17 protein-coding genes and 3 tRNA genes are annotated in these 18,328 nt (G+C 33.0%); all 20 read left to right on the top strand.

Annotation, left to right across the window (positions count from 1 at the left end; all coding sequences use genetic code 11):
* The first annotated feature begins 57 nt into the window (after positions 1–57).
* Positions 58–132 (top strand) — tRNA-Gly (locus P8V03_RS08390).
* 7 nt (positions 133–139) lie between these two features.
* A tRNA-Gly gene (locus P8V03_RS08395) sits at positions 140–213 on the top strand.
* Between the two features lie 78 nt (positions 214–291).
* A tRNA-Arg gene (locus P8V03_RS08400) sits at positions 292–368 on the top strand.
* A 558-nt stretch (positions 369–926) separates the two neighbouring features.
* Complete coding sequence (gene ilvA, locus P8V03_RS08405; protein WP_318797849.1) at positions 927–2,141, top strand: threonine ammonia-lyase; 1,215 nt, start codon at positions 927–929, stop codon at positions 2,139–2,141.
* Positions 2,142–2,349: 208 nt separating this feature from the next.
* A complete protein-coding gene (locus P8V03_RS08410; protein WP_318797850.1) occupies positions 2,350–3,609 on the top strand; it encodes a double-cubane-cluster-containing anaerobic reductase in 1,260 nt (419 codons plus the stop codon).
* 90 nt (positions 3,610–3,699) lie between these two features.
* Positions 3,700–3,954, top strand: coding sequence for a putative Se/S carrier protein (locus P8V03_RS08415; RefSeq protein ID WP_318797851.1), 255 nt, complete (start codon positions 3,700–3,702; stop codon positions 3,952–3,954).
* Positions 3,955–3,969: 15 nt separating this feature from the next.
* Positions 3,970–4,728 (top strand): acyl-CoA dehydratase activase, encoded by a 759-nt coding sequence (locus P8V03_RS08420; RefSeq protein WP_318797852.1) that lies wholly within the window; start codon positions 3,970–3,972, stop codon positions 4,726–4,728.
* 217 nt (positions 4,729–4,945) lie between these two features.
* On the top strand, positions 4,946–5,866 hold the full coding sequence (gene pyrB / locus P8V03_RS08425) for an aspartate carbamoyltransferase (protein WP_261672960.1): 921 nt from the start codon (positions 4,946–4,948) through the stop codon (positions 5,864–5,866).
* Positions 5,867–5,887: 21 nt separating this feature from the next.
* Positions 5,888–6,316, top strand: coding sequence for an aspartate carbamoyltransferase regulatory subunit (locus P8V03_RS08430; RefSeq protein ID WP_318797853.1), 429 nt, complete (start codon positions 5,888–5,890; stop codon positions 6,314–6,316).
* A 29-nt stretch (positions 6,317–6,345) separates the two neighbouring features.
* Positions 6,346–7,530, top strand: coding sequence for a dihydroorotase (locus tag P8V03_RS08435; protein ID WP_318797854.1), 1,185 nt, complete (start codon positions 6,346–6,348; stop codon positions 7,528–7,530).
* A 47-nt stretch (positions 7,531–7,577) separates the two neighbouring features.
* Positions 7,578–8,447, top strand: coding sequence for an orotidine-5'-phosphate decarboxylase (pyrF, locus tag P8V03_RS08440; protein WP_318797855.1), 870 nt, complete (start codon positions 7,578–7,580; stop codon positions 8,445–8,447).
* 34 nt (positions 8,448–8,481) lie between these two features.
* The gene (locus P8V03_RS08445; RefSeq protein WP_318797856.1) at positions 8,482–9,228 is read left to right on the top strand and encodes a dihydroorotate dehydrogenase electron transfer subunit; all 747 of its coding nucleotides are present in this window, start codon (positions 8,482–8,484) and stop codon (positions 9,226–9,228) included.
* 71 nt (positions 9,229–9,299) lie between these two features.
* The gene (locus P8V03_RS08450; RefSeq protein ID WP_318797857.1) at positions 9,300–10,196 is read left to right on the top strand and encodes a dihydroorotate dehydrogenase; all 897 of its coding nucleotides are present in this window, start codon (positions 9,300–9,302) and stop codon (positions 10,194–10,196) included.
* A gap of 80 nt (positions 10,197–10,276) precedes the next feature.
* Positions 10,277–10,858: an orotate phosphoribosyltransferase gene (gene pyrE, locus P8V03_RS08455; protein ID WP_261672955.1), complete on the top strand. Its 582-nt coding sequence runs from the start codon at positions 10,277–10,279 to the stop codon at positions 10,856–10,858.
* A 344-nt stretch (positions 10,859–11,202) separates the two neighbouring features.
* Complete coding sequence (locus P8V03_RS08460; RefSeq protein WP_318797858.1) at positions 11,203–11,997, top strand: hypothetical protein; 795 nt, start codon at positions 11,203–11,205, stop codon at positions 11,995–11,997.
* A gap of 33 nt (positions 11,998–12,030) precedes the next feature.
* Positions 12,031–12,819 (top strand): sugar phosphate isomerase/epimerase family protein, encoded by a 789-nt coding sequence (locus P8V03_RS08465; protein WP_318797859.1) that lies wholly within the window; start codon positions 12,031–12,033, stop codon positions 12,817–12,819.
* A 183-nt stretch (positions 12,820–13,002) separates the two neighbouring features.
* Positions 13,003–14,295 carry a trigger factor gene (gene tig, locus P8V03_RS08470; RefSeq protein ID WP_318797860.1) on the top strand — a complete coding sequence of 431 codons (1,293 nt, stop codon included), beginning with the start codon at positions 13,003–13,005 and terminating at the stop codon, positions 14,293–14,295.
* Between the two features lie 151 nt (positions 14,296–14,446).
* A complete protein-coding gene (gene clpP, locus P8V03_RS08475; protein WP_261672952.1) occupies positions 14,447–15,031 on the top strand; it encodes an ATP-dependent Clp endopeptidase proteolytic subunit ClpP in 585 nt (194 codons plus the stop codon).
* 19 nt (positions 15,032–15,050) lie between these two features.
* Positions 15,051–16,340, top strand: coding sequence for an ATP-dependent Clp protease ATP-binding subunit ClpX (gene clpX / locus P8V03_RS08480; RefSeq protein ID WP_261672951.1), 1,290 nt, complete (start codon positions 15,051–15,053; stop codon positions 16,338–16,340).
* 182 nt (positions 16,341–16,522) lie between these two features.
* Positions 16,523–18,202 carry an ATP-dependent protease LonB gene (lonB, locus tag P8V03_RS08485; protein WP_318797861.1) on the top strand — a complete coding sequence of 560 codons (1,680 nt, stop codon included), beginning with the start codon at positions 16,523–16,525 and terminating at the stop codon, positions 18,200–18,202.
* Positions 18,203–18,328: the final 126 nt, after the last annotated feature.

The following is an 18,328-nucleotide window of genomic DNA, read 5'->3' on the forward strand; positions in this document are numbered from 1 at the left end:
TTAAAAACTTGATAGATATTTAGTCTATCATTACGATATATAGATAGTAGTAAATAAGCGGGAGTGGCTCAGTGGTAGAGCGTCACCTTGCCAAGGTGAACGTCGTGGGTTCGAATCCCATCTTCCGCTCCAATAACATGCGGGTGTAACTCAATGGTAGAGTGCTAGCCTTCCAAGCTAGTTACGAGGGTTCGATTCCCTTCACCCGCTCCATTTATATTTTTAAAAGTATTTTATACAGTATTAGTTGTAGAATAGTTCGAAGTATAGAAATGTACTAGTATCCTGTGAGCGCCCATAGCTCAGTTGGATAGAGTGATGGACTTCGAATCCAGAGGCCGCAGGTTCGACTCCTGCTGGGCGCACCAAAATTAATTTCAAATATTGCTATATAATTGTTTGGAGAGGTAAACAGTTTTTGGATTTTCTAAAAGCTGTTTTTTTATGCGCGTAGGTACTTTCTGTATAGTTTTATTATATTTTAATTAATGGTTACTGTACTAATAACATACATATTGGTATCAAAGAAAATAGCCTTTTATAATTTTATTCTGCAATAATTATTGCGAAAAGTGAATGTAATACGTCAATATACCCGAAAAAGTGTTAAAAAAACAACAAATTCAGCACAAAATTGAATTGTATAAATTTTATATATGTGCTAAAATGTAATCGAAAGTTGAAGAAATTATATAATATTATTATATAATTTGATATAAATTGTGGATTTAATGTATTATTATGTATGAATTTAATTGTGAATTTTTTTTCATCACCTGTAAACGTTTCTTTATGTCGAAATTTATCAGCGTATAAATATTGGCAGCTTTTAGGTGTGTAATGTTAAATTCATGATGTTTTAAATAAACACATTAATAAGGTCAAATAATGTATATAATTATAAATATGAGTAGGGGGAAACAATTATGGAATTAAATTTAGAAAGAATTAAGAAAGCGCAAGAAAACATCAAAGGAGTGGCAAGAAAAACACCTTTATTCTATACAAGTACTTTCTCAAATCAATGTGATTGCAATTTATACTTAAAGTGCGAAAATAAGCAAAAAACTGGAGCGTTCAAATTAAGAGGTGCTTACAATAAACTAGTTAACTTAACAGAGGAAGAAAAGCAAAAAGGAGTTATAGCTTCTTCAGCAGGAAACCATGCACAAGGAGTTGCTTATGCTGCAACAGCATTTGGTGTTAAGGCTACAATTGTTATGCCAGTTACAGCTCCACAAGCTAAAGTAACCGCTACTAAAGGATATGGCGCTGAAGTAGTACAAGCTGGACAAGTATATGATGAGTGCTATGCAAAAGCCGTAGAATTACAAAAAGAGACAGGAGCAACTTTCTTACATCCTTTCAATGATTTAGATGTAATGGCTGGTCAAGGAACAGCAGGTCTTGAAATGTTAGAAGAATTACCAGAAGCAGATGTTATAGTAGTTCCAATAGGTGGGGGCGGATTAATAGCTGGTATTGCAACTGCTGTTAAATCTATAAAGCCTTCAATTAGAGTAGTAGGTGTTCAGCCAGAAATAGTAGCATCAACTAAAGCTTCTTTAGAAAAAGGACAGGTTGTAACATTACCAGGAGCTAAATCATTAGCAGATGGTATATCTGTTAGTACACCAGGAGATGAGTGCTTCAAGTATATACAAAAATACGTAGATGAGGTTGTTACTGTAAGTGAAGATGAAATTGCTTTAGGTATGTTCTCATTAATGGAAAGAAATAAATTAATAGCAGAGGGAGCAGGAGCTTCAACTATGGCAGCTTTATTAGCTGGTAAAATAGATGGAATTAAAGGTAAAAATGTAGTTGCTTTAATTAGTGGTGGAAATGTAGATATAGCTACTGTTTCTAAAATAATAGAAAGAGAATTAGTTCTTTTAAATAGAAGAATAAGATTTACAGTTGAGCTTCAAGATAAAGCAGGAACATTAGGTGCTTTAATATCTGAAGTAGGAAACATGGGCGGAAACGTTGTTACTGCAAGACAAAACAACAACTGGAATAAAAAAGGATTAGACTTTGCAGATGTATGTTTCGAGGTTACTGTACAGTCTCAAGAACATGGCGAAGAAATAATTAAGAGTTTAAAAGAAAATGGATACCTAGTTGAGGTTCATAAGTAATTTTTACATGTATCTTCCTATATAGATTAAATAGTTTATATAGAATGATAAAATTATTGGATAGATGCCAGTGCTTTTGCACTGGCATCTATCTTTTTTCGTTATTTGTTTAAGTTATAGATGGACTTCAAAGAATAATATATTAAAATAACCTGTTCAGTTCCTCTTATGTTAAAATTATACTGTACAAAACAATGGAGGGATAACAATGGGAGATTATAGAAAGTTATGGTCAGATTTAGGAATGGACTTAGAAAAACATGATCAGTTATGTGCAGTTTTACCAGGACTATTTTCAGATACATATTTAAATCAAGAAAATAGACCAGATGGAATGAACTATTTTAATTTTGTGTTTTCAGAGGTACATGGTTTAAGAATTCAAGAATTAGATGAACATAAGAAAAAGGGTGGTAAGGTAATAGGTACCTTCTGCGTATTTGTTCCAGATGAAGTTATATTTGCTGCAAATGCTATTGCAGTAGGACTTTGTGCTGGTTCACAGTTTTGGGTTGAAGATGGAGAAAAGGTTCTTCCAAGAAATTTATGTCCACTAATAAAAGCATTTATGGGTGCTAAGTTGAGTGGTACATGCCCTTATTTCGAATCCTGTGACATGGTTATTGGAGAAACAACCTGTGATGGTAAGAAAAAGGCTTGGGAAATTTTAGATGAATATGTACCAGTTCATGTTATGGACCTTCCACAAATGAAGAGAGAAAAAGACTATAAAATGTGGATGGATGAAATAAAGATTTTCATTAGCAAGATGGAAGAGTTAACAGGAAACAAAGTTACTGTAGAATCATTAAAAGAAGGAATAAAAATTGCAAATGCTAAGAGAAGAGCATTAAAAAGGTTATCTGATTTAAGAAAACATAAACCATCACCAATAAGTGGACTAGATGTTCTTTTAATATCACAAATTGCCTTTAATGATGATCCTATTAGATTTACAGAGAAGCTAAATGAACTTTGCGATGAATTAGATGAAAGAGTAAAAAATTCAAGTACTAGTGATAAAAAGAGAATATTAATAACAGGAACTCCGATGGCAATACCTAATTGGAAGCTTCATTCAATAATTGAAAGCTTAAATGCAGATGTAGTTGTTGAAGAGACATGTACTGGAACAAGATATTTTGAAAATGAAGTGTCTGAAGAGGGAGATACTATCGAAGATTTAATTAAAAATCTTGCAGATAGATATTTAAATATAAACTGTGCTTGTTTTACACCAAATCACGGAAGAACAGATGATATAATTAGATATTCTAAGGAATATGATGCAGATGGAGTAATAGATTGCAATCTATCTTTCTGTCATACTTATGCTATTGAACACAATGAAGTTGAAAAGGCACTTAGGGAAAATAATATACCTAATATTCATATAGAAACAGATTACTCAACAGAGGATTCAGGGCAGATTAAGACAAGAGTAGAAGCATTTTTAGAAATGATTTAAAGTGAAAAGGCTGCAATTATTAAGCTGTGCTTAGTAAGCAGCCTTGTTTTATGGGAGTATTTAATAAAATAAGGAATAAGGGTGAGTAGAATGGAACAGGTCAGATACTATGTACTTTTTCCTTCTCATACAGAAGGTATGAAGTTAGAAGGGTTGCTTAAAAAGGAAAAAATAAAATATACAATAGTACCAACTCCAAGAGAGCTCTCAGCATCCTGTGGCATATCAATAATGTATGATATTCAAGATGAAGAAAAAATAAAGTGTATAATAAATAATAACAGTGTGAATACTTTGGGGCTTCACTCTGTGAATAAAAAATTTACTAATCCATATTTAGGTTAACAAGGTGGTGTTATTATGTTTTACGTAGGAATAGATATAGGTTCCACTGCTTCAAAGGTATGCATTTTGGAAAATGATGAAATAACAGATACTTTCGTGCTGCCTACAGGATGGAGTAGTGTAAAAACATCAGAGGAAATAAAAGAAAGATTAGAGGAACTCGGTATAAATGTGTCAAATTCTAAGGTTGTTGCTACGGGATACGGTAGGGTATCCGTTCCTTATGCTGATAAAACTCTAACAGAGATAACCTGTCATGGGAAGGGTGCATATTACCTTTTTGGCAAGGACTGCACAATCATAGATATAGGAGGACAGGACACAAAAGTTATTACTGTGCAAAATGGTAACGTAACTAATTTTACAATGAATGATAAGTGCGCGGCAGGCACTGGAAGGTTTTTGGAATTAATGGCTAATACTCTAGGACTAGACATAACTGAACTTTGTAGGATGGCAAAAGAAGGGAAAGAAACCACTATAAGCTCTATGTGTACTGTATTCGCAGAATCAGAGGTGATAAGCTTAATTGGAAAGGGTAAAAAACGAGAAGATATAGCTTATGGAGTAGTAGACTCTATAACAAGTAAGGTGAAAACCTTATGTCAAAAACATTCAGATAGCTTTGGATATTTTCTAACTGGCGGTTTAAGTGAGAATGACTATATAATTGAAAAGCTATCTGAAAAGCTTGGCACCACGGTAAAAACCAGTCCATTAGGCAGATATGCAGGAGCTATAGGTGCAGCAATTATGGCAAAAGGGGTAAGATAATTATTGACTTATTACAAAACTCATGGTATGATTAAAATAATAAAAATCAAATAAATTTTGTATTGTACCTTTAAAATAGTCCTGTGAGACTAAGAAGGCAGTGAGAGTTAGTATATATTTTATACTATTTATTAGTGTATTCATGCCTTCCTTTTTAAGGAAGGCATTTTTTATACCTTTAAATTTAGCCCAGAGAGGCTAAGAAGGAGGAAGCTATATGTTAAAAGGAACACATTTAATAGATCCTATGGACTACTCCATAGAAGAACTTGATGAAATTTTTCAGTTATCAAATCAAATTATTGCAAACCCAGAAGAGTTTTCAAATCTGTGCCATGGCAAAATACTAGCCACACTATTTTATGAACCTAGCACTAGGACAAGACTTAGCTTTGAAGCTGCGATGCTAAGACTTGGAGGACAGGTCATAGGTTTTTCAGAAGCAAATTCCAGTTCAGTTTCAAAAGGAGAAAGTGTAGCAGATACTGTAAGAACAGTAGCGTGCTATGCAGATATAATAGCTATGAGACACCCAAAGGAGGGTGCTCCAAAGGTTGCTTCAATATATTCTTCCATACCGATAATAAATGCAGGAGATGGTGGACATCAACATCCCACTCAAACCCTTACGGATCTTCTGACAATTAAAAGAATAAAGGGAAGGTTATCTAATCTAAAAGTGGGTTTTTGTGGAGACTTAAAGTTTGGAAGAACTGTACATTCACTTATAAAAGCTTTATCTAGGTATGAAGATAACAAATTCATTTTGGTATCGCCGGATGAATTGAGAGTGCCAGAATACACAAGAAAAGATCTTGTGAAAAGTAACTCTGAGTTTATGGAATGTGAAAAGTTGGAAGAAGTTATAGGGCAACTGGATATACTATATATGACAAGAGTTCAAAGAGAAAGATTTTTTAATGAGGAAGACTATATAAGACTTAAGGATAGCTATATATTAGATAAAAATAAAATAAATAAGGGAACTAGTGAACTAGTGATTCTTCACCCTCTGCCAAGGGTTAATGAAATATCTTACGAAATTGATGAGGATCCGAGAGCATGTTATTTTAAACAGGCTAAGTATGGAATGTACGTAAGGATGGCATTAATTGCTAAGCTTTTAGGACTTAGATAATAAGTTAAGGGGGAAGAACTGGTGTTAACAATAAATAGTATTAAGAATGGCATAGTAATAGATCATATAAAAGCAGGACAGGGTATTAAGCTCTTTAATTACTTAGGACTTCATGAGGTAGGGTATTCCGTTGCACTTATTATGAATGTGGAAAGTAAAAAGATGGGAAGAAAAGACATAATAAAGATAGATAACATTTTAGATTTAGAGTTTAATGTACTAGGGTTCATAGATCCTAATATAACTATAAATTTAATAGAAAATGAAAATATAAAGAGGAAGATTAAGCTAGAATTACCTGATAAGGTTGAAAATATTATAAAGTGCAAAAATCCAAGATGTATTACCTCTATGGAAAGGGATATATCCCATATATTCTATCTTGTAGATGACAAAAATGGAGAATATAGGTGCATATACTGTGATGAAATATATAAAGTTTCATTATAAGCCTACAAGAAGAGGAGGGAAATATATTTATGGAATTACTAATAAAGAATGGAAGAATAGTTGATTGGTCACAGGATTTTAATGGCGATATTTATATAAATAACGGTAAAATAGTTGAAATTGGAGAAAATTTAGATAAAAGTTGCAGCACTATAGATGCTAAAGGTTCCATAGTGTTACCATCTTTCCTAGACCTCCATAGTCATTTTAGAGAACCTGGTTTTACTAATAAAGAAGATATATATAGTGGAAGTGGAGCAGCAGTTCGAGGTGGATATACCATGGTAAACTTGATGGCAAATACTGATCCTGTATGCAGTGATATGGATACTATAAATTATGTTTTAGACAAAGTTAAAGAAGTAGGTCTTATAGATGCTCATCAGGTTGCCTCTATTACCAATAACCTTGCTGGAGATGATTTAACACACTTGGATAAACTAGATTCAAAGGTGAAAATGATATCTGATGACGGACGAGATATTATGAACAGCAAAGTAATGCTTGAAGCTATGGTAAAGGCAGGAAAAAGCGGAAGAATAGTAATCTGTCACTCTGAAGAGCATTCTCTTACAAGCGTAGATACTAGATTAGCAGAGAATACAATGGCATGGAGAAATATTACTCTAGCGCAGTTTACAGGTTGTCCGGTTCATATGGCACATGTTAGTACAAAAGAGACTATGGAATATATCATACAAGCTAAGAATAAGGGACATAACTTAAGCTGTGAGGTTACTCCCCATCATATAGCACTTGTAGACAATGACTACAGTGTTAACCCGCCAATTAGAACAGAAAGTGATGTTGATTTTTTAATAAAGTCAATAAAAGAAGGCTGGGTAGATGCAATAGCTACAGATCATGCACCACACACAATAGAGGATAAAAAAAGAGGAGCTCCTGGTATATCAGGAATAGAAACAGCTTTTGCTGTATGCTATACAAGTTTAGTGAAAAAAGGACATATAACACTAAGTAAACTTTCGGAATTAATGTCGAGAAATCCAGCTTATATAATGGGAGTTAACAAAGGACAAATAAAAATTGGCTATGATGGAGATATAGTTCTTGTAGACACAGATAAAGGCTACACTATATGTTCTAGTGAATTTAAATCAAAAGGAAAAAATACTCCTTTCGATGGAGCATCTGTTTATGGAAGAATTAAAAAAACAATTAAAGGTGGGAAAGTTGTTTTTTCACGGGAGTAAACTTGTAACAGGACTTGAAAATAAATAAGAATGGAGCTGCCTTGATTATGATTATAGATAAGTTATTTGAAAGTGTGCGAGAAAAAGGGCATGTCTGTGTTGGTTTGGATACTGCTTTAGATTATATACCCAATGAATTTTTAAATAAATATACTTCAATTGAGGATGGAGTATTTGAATATAATAGAACAATAGTAGATGCTACTTTAGATGTAGCAGCCTGCTATAAAATTCAAATAGCATATTATGAAGCATTAGGGCTTGAAGGTCTAAGAGCCTATAAAAAAACTCTAGATTACTTAAAGAGTAGGAAAGGCATCGTTATAGCAGACATAAAAAGAGGAGATATAGCTAAAACAGCTGAAATGTACGCAAAGGCACATTTTGAAGGAGACTTTGAAAGTGACTTTATAACGCTAAATCCCTATATGGGGCTTGACGGATTAGAACCATATTTACCTTATGTTAGTAATAAAGAAAAGGGGTTATTTGTCTTAGTAAGAACTTCAAATGAAGGGGCAAAGGATATACAGTATTTAGACACTAATAAAAACAAAAAGTTATATACTGTAGTCGGTGAAAAGATTCAGCAATTAGGAGATAAGTATATGGGAAGCTGCGGATTCAGCTCCTTAGGCGGAGTAGTAGGTTGTACCAATACTGAAGAGGCAATTGAGTTAAGGAATAAATTAAATAAGATGTTTTTCCTAATACCTGGTTATGGAGCTCAGGGAGGAAAAGCAGAAGATGTAGCACTCTATTTAAAAGATGGAAATGGTGGCGTAGTTAACTCATCTAGGGGAATACTACTTGCCTATAGAGATAAGGATAATGGAGAAAGAGATTTTGGAGACTACGCAAGAAAAGAAGTTATAAGAATGAAGGATGATATACTAAAAAGTCTTACTAAGTATTAATAAAATCTCTCAATATAAGGGTGGATAGGAGTTTATGAAGAAACTTAAGATTGATTATATAGATGGAATAGTTTATGAAAATGTCCAAATAACTGATGGAATATATAGATTAGTAGTGAAGGGAAACTTTAACGGAAATCCAGGTCAATTTTATATGTTAAGAAGCTGGGAAAATGAACCGCTTCTAGGTAGGCCAATAAGTATAAATGAAATTAGTGAAGAAAAGATAACATTCTTATATCAGGTTTATGGCGAAGGTACCAAACTTTTAAGTGAAGTAACAGAGGGGAATAAGATACAGTTAATGGGGCCTTTAGGAAATGGATTTGATATAGAAAAGATAAAGGGGAAAGTTGCAATTGTTACAGGAGGCATAGGAGTTGCGCCTATGTTATATGCAGCGGAGAGATTAGAGGATTGTGAAATAGACCTTTATGCTGGTTTTAGAGAAGAGACCTATGGTCTACAGGAATTTAAGAAATACGTGAAAAGCATACAGGTATCTACTGAGAATGGAAAAGAAGGACATAGGGGGTATATAACAGAAGTATTTTCCCCAGGAAATTATGATATGGTGTTATGTTGTGGACCAGAAATTATGATGAATAAAGTGGTGAAGGTCTGTAATGAAGCAAATGTAACCTCGTATGTTTCCATGGAAAAACATATGGCTTGTGGTATTGGAGCCTGCCTTGTTTGTACCTGTAAGACTAGAAATGGAAATAAGAGAACATGCAAGGATGGACCAGTATTCTTAGGAAGCGATTTAGAAATAGATTAATATTTTATATTAAAGTTTGATAATTATAGAATTATTTTCATTATTCAGCACATAAGAAGGAGGCATATTTAATGCTTGAAGTTGATATATGTGGTGTAAAGTTTAAAAATCCAGTTATTGCTGCTTCTGGCACATTTGGATTTGGACAAGAGTACAGGGAGTTATATGACGTATCTAAGCTTGGGGGAATAAGCTCAAAGGGACTTACTTTAAATCCAAAGGAAGGAAATGAGGGCATTAGAGTTTACGAAACAAGAGGTGGAATGTTAAATAGCGTAGGACTTCAAAACCCAGGGATAGACTATTTTATACAAAATGAACTCCCAAAAATGAAGGAACTGGATACTGTTGTTATAGCCAACTTAGGTGGAGGAACTATTGAGGATTACATAAAAGGGGCAGAAAAGTTAAGTTCTTCAGAGGTTGATGTAATAGAGCTTAATATATCTTGTCCAAATGTAAAATCAGGAGGGGTAGCCTTTGGAATAAAATCTGAAGTTGCCTATAAAGTTACAGAAGAAGTAAAGAAGTTTTGTAGGAAGCCGCTAATTGTTAAGTTATCACCTAATGCGGAGGATATTGTAGATATGGCTTATAGCTGTTGCGAGGCAGGAGCAGATGGAATATCTCTTATAAACACTTTTAAGGGAATGGCCATAGATATAAAAAGAAGACAACCTATATTTAATAATATAACAGCAGGACTTTCAGGGCCTGCAATAAAACCTATTGCACTTAGAATGGTTTATGAAGTATCAAGGGTTGTAAATATTCCCGTAATAGGTCTAGGGGGAATATGTTCTTGGCAGGATGCAATAGAATTTATAATGGCAGGTGCCCATGCAGTTCAAGTTGGTACTGCAAACTTTATTAAGCCAGACATATGTGTAGATATAATCCAGGGAATAGAGAGATACATGGAAAAGGAAGGCATAAGCAACATAAGTGAGATTAAAGGGATAATTTAAGTTAACTTATACACTTTTAGTAGAAATACAAGGAAAAGGACTAAATAAGTCGTTAACTGAAAAATTCGGAGGTAAGTATTATGGAAAATAATCAAAAGTTTATTATAGATATTTTTAAAGAATGTGAGGCATTATTAGAAGGTCACTTTCTACTGTCCTCAGGAAGACACAGCGATATGTACTGCCAATGTGCAAAGCTTTTACAGTATCCTGATAAGGCTGAAAAAGTTTTAAATATAGTTGCACAAAAGCTTAAAAATATAGATTTTGACATAATAGTTGGCCCTGCTATGGGTGGGGTAGTTGTTTCCTATGAATTAGCAAGACAAACAGGAAAGCCTGGAATATTTGCTGAAAGACAGGATAACATAATGACTATAAGAAGAGGTTTTGAAATTAAAAAAGGACAAAAGGTTATAATATCAGAGGATGTTATAACTACAGGAAAGTCTTCTCTAGAGGTTGCTAAGGTTATAGAAGCTCAGGGAGGAGAAGTAGTTGGAATCTGTTGTTTGGTTGATAGAAGAGGAGAGGGAAATGAACTTCCTTATCCTGTATATGATGCAATGAAGCTTCATATAAAAAGCTATGACAAAGAAGATTGTCCTCTATGTAAAGAGGGAATACCATACGTTAAGCCAGGCAGCAGAAAAATTAATTAATGTTAGCTACAAATTTTATATAGATTTATAGCTGAGTATTTTTCTTAAAGTTTTATTTGTGTTTTATTTGTGTTTTATTTGTATTTTATTTTATTTTTATTTTGGTCTCAAGTCTTAGGACTTGAGACATTTTTTTATGTTTTTGAAATAACAACTTTTACTTAATCACTAAATGAGTAAAAAGCTGAATTTAGAAAAATTTATTATTATTTTTCATTTTTTTGAGTTATAATAAATAATGAATTATTGGAAATAGTGTTAATATAGAGAAGTTAGAGAAGTAAATTCTTATATAGAACTTATGTTGAATTAATATATTTAAATGTATATAGGAGGAATTAGTTGTGGTGAAGCCAAGTATATTTAGTAAAGATTATGAAAAGCAGATGAAAAGAAGGAAAAGAAGAATAGTTTTTATAGGCTGTCTATCTATTATTATAATTGTTTTTGCTGTTATGTCTGTGAAGGGCATATTTGAAGAGGTAAGAAAAGATATGACAAAGAACTTAACCACAACGGATAAAAAGGATGTAAAAACTATAGACCCTAAGAATTCCGAAAAGGAAGAGCCTAAAAAAACAGAGACAAAGGAAAATGGTAAAGATAAGAAGCCAGAGGGCTATGATATACACCTAAGTGATGGGAAGACTATAACTGCAGTATATGAGGTTAAAGATAATAACAAGCTATTTAAAGAAATAGCACCAGCAGAGAATAATGTTAGTTACAGTATGAGTCCCTCAAAACAAAGCATGGTTGTGTTCGATAACAAGGTTCAAAGTATTATTTTAATAGATGTAAATGGTAATAAGCAGGATGTAACGAATCCACAATATACTTCAACTAGTGGAACGGTAATATCAAAGGATTCTCAGTTATCTAGTCAACCAGATTACATTTGGTGTTCTTCGCCCAAATTCATAGACGAAGATAACATTGCATATATAAGTCAACTGCCTTGGTTAGGAAAGACTACTAAATATATTTGGATTGAAAATTTAAAGGATAAAAGTCATATTCTTGTACAGGGGATAGAGGGCGAGGATATCACTCTAGGTGATTTGACAGATAAGGGAGTAACAGTTACTTCAGATGGGAGAACAGTTTTCTTAGATGCATCTGGGAATATAAGTGAATAAATGACTAAATATTTAGGGGACTTGGAGGATTTAATGGAGATAGGTTTATCATCAGCTAGTTTTTATCCCAATGTTAAAACTGAAGATAGTATACATTTAATGAAGGACTTAGGTTTTCATTGTGGGGAAATATTTTTAAATAGTCCTAGTGAGTATGAAGAGGACTTTATAAAGCAGCTTTTGCAAGAAAAGAATGAACAAAATTTTAATATTCATTCTGTACATGGATTTTCATCTTCTTTTGAACCTTACCTCTTTGATAGTTATAAAAGAAGGCGAGATGACATGTTTATATACTTTAAGAAGATATGTAAGGCAGCAAGGCTTTTAGGTGCAGAATGTTATACCTTCCACGGCATGAGACTGCAAAAGTTTGATTTCATAAATAAGGAGTTTATATCAGAAGTATATAATAAGCTAGTATACACTGCTAACGAGGAAGGAATTAAGCTTGCACAGGAAAATGTTTCTTGGTGCATGTCTTCAGAATTAGATTTTTTATATAGGATAAAAGAAAGTTGTAAGTATCCGATTCATTTTACTTTAGATATAAAGCAGGCATATAAAGCAGGTAATAATCCTGAAAAATACCTAGAAATTATGGGGGGGAATTTGATTAATTTCCACATAAATGATAGGGATAAAGATAACATTTGTTTATTGCCTGGAAAAGGGGATGTAGATTACAAAAAAATCTGTTGTAAATTAAAGGAAATAGGTTATAATAGAGTAGGAATTATTGAGGTTTACAGCGATAATTACTCTAGTTATGATGAGCTAATTTCGGCGAAAAATTTTTTGCATCAATCCATTATAAAATAAAAAAATAATTGTAAAAATTATGTTTTTTGGTATATAATTATTAATACAGAAATTTTAATTTACACTGAAAAAAGCCGCATATACTAAAAATTGTATAAGATTAAGTAGCATATGTTAATACTTTTAAATATATGTTATAATAATATGGTTAACATAAGCACGGACGATTAGGAGGAAAGTATAATGAACACTAAAATGGAAAAAATAGAAAATAATATTGTTAAACTAGAAATAACAGTAGGATCAGACAAATTCAATGAGGCTATGAAAAAGGCCTTCGCTAAGAATGGAAAACAATTCAATATACCAGGCTTTAGAAAAGGTAAAGCCCCAATGAACATAATAAAGAAATACTATGGTGAAGGAGTATTTTACGAAGATGCCATAAATTTCTGCTGCGATGATACATATCCAGAAGCATTAAAAGAACATAACATAAAACCAGTTGATTATCCTCAAATTGACATAGTTGAAGTAGGAGAGGGTAAGGACTTTGTTTATACTGCCACAGTTACAGTTCTTCCAGAAGTGCAACTAGGAGAATATAAAGCTGTAGAAGTAAAGAAACCTGTATATGAAGTAAAAGATGAAGAAATAGAAAATGAATTAAAAGCAATGCAAGAAAAGAATGCAAGAGTGGAAACCAAGGAAGAAGGAAGCATAGAAAAAGGCGACATGGCAGTAATAGATTTTAAAGGTTTTGTTGGCGATGTAGCTTTCGAAGGCGGAGAAGGAACTGACTATCAATTAGAAATAGGATCAGGTACTTTCATAGATAACTTTGAAGATCAATTAGTAGGTTTAAATAAAGGTGACGAAAAAGACGTTGTAGTTACTTTCCCACAAGAATATGGTAGAGAAGACTTAAACGGCAAAGAAGCTGTGTTCAAAGTTGCTGTTAAGGATATAAAGAAAAAAGAATTACCAACATTAGATGATGAGTTTGCTAAAGAAGTTTCAGAATTTGATACTTTAGAAGAATTAAAAGCTGATATGAAAAAGAAGATGGAAGAAGCAAATGAATTAAAAGCAAAGAGAGAATATGAAGAAGCAGTTGTTGATGCAGTTTCTTCAAATGCAAAAATTGATATCCCAGCTGTTATGATAGACAAAGAAATAGATAATATGCTTAAGGATTTAGAAATGAGATTACAATATCAAGGATTAGACCTAAAAACATATTATCAATACACAAATAACACTGAGGAAAAAGTTAGAGATTACATGAAAGAAACAGCTGAAAAGAGAGTAAGAACAGATTTAGTACTTGAAGAAATAGCTAAGGTAGAAAATATAGATGCTTCTGAAGAAGAGCTCTTAGCTAAGGCTACAGAAATGGCTAAACAATATGGAAGTAAGGATCTTGAAAAGACTGCTAAGTTAGTTCTTGAATCCCAAAAGAATTACTTAAAGCTAGATGTAGTTAATGAAAAAGTAATAAAAATGTTAGTGGATAATAGCAAAGCAACAGCATAGAATATATTAAGGGTTAATTGCCAGGAGTTTTTCTGGCAATTAATTTTAAAATTAATACTTTATTGGGTTTTCATCCTTATATAGGTTGATATAAATAATTTTCAAATGGGTAAAATCACTTATGTGATCATAAAAAGGAGGAGAGAGATTTATGAGTTTAGTACCAGTAGTCGTTGAACAAACTAACAGGGGAGAGAGATCCTATGATATTTATTCTAGACTTTTAAAGGATAGAATAGTAATGTTAGGCGAGGAAGTTAACGATGTTACTGCGAGTCTTGTAGTAGCTCAGCTGTTATTTTTAGAGGCAGAGGATCCAGATAAGGATATATATTTATACATAAATAGCCCAGGAGGATCTATAACATCTGGAATGGCAATTTATGATACAATGCAGTATATTAAGCCAGATGTATCAACTATATGCATAGGCATGGCTGCTTCTATGGGTGCATTTTTACTTGCAGCAGGTGCAAAAGGAAAGAGATTTGCTCTTCCAAATGCAGAAATAATGATACATCAACCACTTGGTGGATTCCAAGGCCAGGCAACAGATATTGGAATCCATGCAGAAAGAATACTAAAAATAAAGAAAAACTTAAATACTATATTAAGTGAAAGAACAGGGCAACCAATGGAAGTAATTGAGAAAGATACAGATAGAGATAACTTTATGTCAGCAGAGGAAGCTAAAAACTATGGTTTAATTGATGAAGTTGTCATAAAAAAGAAATAACCTTTAGAGAGGTGTAAAGATGGCCAAAATTGATGAAAAAAAACAATTAAAATGTTCATTCTGCGGCAAAACTCAGGATCAGGTTAGAAGACTTATAGCAGGGCCAGGTGTGTATATTTGTGATGAATGTATAGAACTTTGTTCTGAAATAATTACTGATGAATTTGAAGAAGATGTTCAGGTAGATATGAGTTCTCTTCCAAAGCCTATGGAGATAAAAACTTATCTCGACCAATATGTAATAGGTCAAGATGGAGCAAAGAAATCCCTAGCTGTAGCAGTTTATAATCATTACAAAAGAATTAATTCTAATGCCAATAGTGATGATGTAGAGCTGCAAAAGAGTAATATTCTTTTACTTGGTCCAACTGGATCAGGAAAGACTTTATTAGCTCAAACTTTAGCTAAATTCTTAAATGTTCCATTCGCTATTGCAGATGCTACAACTCTTACTGAAGCAGGCTATGTTGGAGAAGATGTTGAAAATATACTTTTAAAATTAATACAAAATGCTGATTACGATATAGAAAGAGCTGAAAGAGGAATAGTATATATAGATGAGATTGATAAAATAGCTAGAAAATCAGAAAATCCATCTATAACAAGAGATGTATCTGGAGAAGGTGTTCAGCAAGCATTGTTAAAAATACTTGAAGGTACAGTAGCTTCAGTGCCACCTCAAGGTGGAAGAAAACATCCTCATCAAGAGTTCATACAAATAAATACAAGTAATATACTATTTATTTGTGGTGGTGCTTTTGATGGAATAGATAAAATAATAGAAAGTAGAACAAGAATAAGTACTTTAGGATTTGGGGCTGAAATTCAGTCTAAAAAAGAAAAAGATGTAGGTAGGCTTTTAAAGGATATAATGCCTGGAGATCTTTTGAAGTTTGGTCTTATTCCTGAGTTTGTTGGAAGACTTCCTATAGTAGTTACTCTTGAGGCTTTAGATAGAAAAGCACTTATAAGCATATTAAAGGAGCCAAAAAACGCCCTTGTAAAACAATACAAAAAACTTTTCGAAATTGATAATGTTGAACTTGACTTCTCAGAGGAAGCGCTAGAAGCTATAGCTGATGAGGCATTAAAAAGAAATACAGGTGCAAGAGGACTTAGAGCAATTATTGAAGATACTATGAAAGATATTATGTTCGAAATTCCTTCAAGAGAAGAAATAGCTAAAGTAGTTGTAAATAAAGAAACAATTACTACAAAGGAACCAGAGCTTATTAAGGCTGAAGGTGAAAAGAGAACACCTATAAAAGTAAAAAAGTCTAGAGCTAGAAAAGGCTCAGAATCAGCATAGAAAAAAGGGTACCGGGAAATCGGTACTCTTTTTTGCACTTTAATATGAAAATAATTACTGATGCTTAGCCTTAATCCTTAATTCCTAATTCTTAATTGATAACTGGAATATGTTGCCCAGAAGATGTGCATAATACTAAACAGATAAGTAATAAAGGGAATTTTGGAGGGAGGTTTTCAAGCATGATGTATACTTGGATGATTATCCAGTTTGTTGTAACTGTTGTTATGGGACTATACTTTTTTAATACATTGAAAGGTCAACAATCTAAGAAGATAGTAATAGATAAAGAAAATAAAAAAGAGATGGAGAAACTAAAAAAATTAAGAGAAATAAAGTTAACAGAACCCCTTACAGAAAGAAGCAGACCATCTTCTTTCAGTGAAATAATAGGTCAGGAGAAGGGAATAAAAGCGCTTCAAGCAGCATTGTGCGGTCCTAATCCACAGCATGTTATAATATATGGACCACCTGGAATTGGTAAAACTGCTGCAGCTAGGTTAGTATTAAATTATGCAAAGCAAAAGGACTTTTCACCCTTTAATGATAAATCAAAGTTTATTGAAATTGATGCTACGACTATAAGATTTGATGATAGGGGTATAGCAGATCCATTAATTGGTTCAGTGCATGATCCTATATACCAAGGAGCAGGACCTCTAGGGGTTGCAGGTATCCCACAGCCTAAAGCAGGAGCAGTTACAAAGGCTCATGGAGGAATTCTATTTATTGACGAAATAGGAGAACTTCATCCTATAGAGATGAATAAGTTGTTAAAGGTATTAGAAGATAGAAAGGTTTTTTTAGATAGTTCATACTATAATTCATCTGATGATAACATGCCGGCGTATATAAAAGACATTTTTGATAATGGACTTCCAGCAGATTTTAGGCTTGTTGGTGCCACAACTAGAAATCCAGAAGAAATTACTCCTGCTTTGAGGTCAAGATGTGTTGAAATTTTTTTCAGGGCCCTTCTTCCGGAAGAAATCCAGATTATAGCTAAGAATGCAGTAGATAAAATAGGTTTTACAATAGAAGAGAAAGCAGAAGAATTGGTAGGACGGTACTCGCAAAATGGTAGAGATGTAGTAAATTTAATTCAGTTATCATCAGGAATAGCTCTAAACGATGGTAGAAATGAGATTACACTGAGCGATGTAGAGTGGGTTATCGAAAATGGTCAATACTCGCCAAGGCCTGAAAAGAAAATAATTGAAAAACCAACTATAGGATATGTAAACGGATTAGCAGTCTATGGCGCTAATATAGGAGCAGTAATGGAAGTAGAGGCTACAGCAAAAAAGGTTAGTTCTAGAAAGGGCAATATAAGGATAACAGGTATAATAGAGGAAGAAGAGATAAGCAATCAGAATAGGAAGATGATAAGAAAAAGTACCGCAAGGTGTTCAGTGGAAAATGTAATAACTGTAATTGAAAAGTTATATAATTTAAATTGTGATGAGTATGACATACATATAAATTTTTCTGGAGGAGTGCCAGTAGATGGTCCTTCAGCAGGAATAAGTATAGCTACTGCAGTATATAGTGCTATAAAAAATATTCCAGTTAACAATGAGGTAGCTATGACTGGAGAACTATCAATACATGGAGATGTTAAACCTGTTGGTGGAGTAAATGCAAAAGTCCAAGCGGCCAAAAAGGCTGGTGCAAAAACTATCTTAATACCAAGTGAAAACTGGCAGGAGAGTTTCTCAAAAATTCAAGATGTGAAAGTTATTCCAGTTAAAACTATTTATGAGGTATTTACTTTAGGAATATTATCAAAAAATAAGGATAGTTCATCAATACAGATAGAAACAAATTTAGATGTTTTAGCTGCTGAATCCTTAGATATATAAATCTTATAGTTATACTTAAAGTAAGCTGTTTTCTATATCGAGAAAATAGCTTGCTTTAAAAAGTTAACATCAATTAATAGAAGAATTGAAAAAAGTCCATTTTATGGTTATAATATATTAGTCTAA

This window comes from Clostridium tanneri (assembly GCF_033659955.1).
Classification (GTDB): domain Bacteria; phylum Bacillota; class Clostridia; order Clostridiales; family Clostridiaceae; genus Clostridium_AM; species Clostridium_AM tanneri.

Coding starts and splice junctions, on each gene's coding strand:
- ilvA (WP_318797849.1), top strand. CDS start 927: ATGGAATTAAATTTAGAAAGAATTAAGAAAGCGCAAGAAAACATCAAA.
- P8V03_RS08410 (WP_318797850.1), top strand. CDS start 2,350: ATGGGAGATTATAGAAAGTTATGGTCAGATTTAGGAATGGACTTAGAA.
- P8V03_RS08415 (WP_318797851.1), top strand. CDS start 3,700: ATGGAACAGGTCAGATACTATGTACTTTTTCCTTCTCATACAGAAGGT.
- P8V03_RS08420 (WP_318797852.1), top strand. CDS start 3,970: ATGTTTTACGTAGGAATAGATATAGGTTCCACTGCTTCAAAGGTATGC.
- pyrB (WP_261672960.1), top strand. CDS start 4,946: ATGTTAAAAGGAACACATTTAATAGATCCTATGGACTACTCCATAGAA.
- P8V03_RS08435 (WP_318797854.1), top strand. CDS start 6,346: ATGGAATTACTAATAAAGAATGGAAGAATAGTTGATTGGTCACAGGAT.
- pyrF (WP_318797855.1), top strand. CDS start 7,578: ATGATTATAGATAAGTTATTTGAAAGTGTGCGAGAAAAAGGGCATGTC.
- P8V03_RS08445 (WP_318797856.1), top strand. CDS start 8,482: ATGAAGAAACTTAAGATTGATTATATAGATGGAATAGTTTATGAAAAT.
- P8V03_RS08450 (WP_318797857.1), top strand. CDS start 9,300: ATGCTTGAAGTTGATATATGTGGTGTAAAGTTTAAAAATCCAGTTATT.
- pyrE (WP_261672955.1), top strand. CDS start 10,277: ATGGAAAATAATCAAAAGTTTATTATAGATATTTTTAAAGAATGTGAG.
- P8V03_RS08465 (WP_318797859.1), top strand. CDS start 12,031: ATGGAGATAGGTTTATCATCAGCTAGTTTTTATCCCAATGTTAAAACT.
- tig (WP_318797860.1), top strand. CDS start 13,003: ATGAACACTAAAATGGAAAAAATAGAAAATAATATTGTTAAACTAGAA.
- clpP (WP_261672952.1), top strand. CDS start 14,447: ATGAGTTTAGTACCAGTAGTCGTTGAACAAACTAACAGGGGAGAGAGA.
- clpX (WP_261672951.1), top strand. CDS start 15,051: ATGGCCAAAATTGATGAAAAAAAACAATTAAAATGTTCATTCTGCGGC.
- lonB (WP_318797861.1), top strand. CDS start 16,523: ATGATGTATACTTGGATGATTATCCAGTTTGTTGTAACTGTTGTTATG.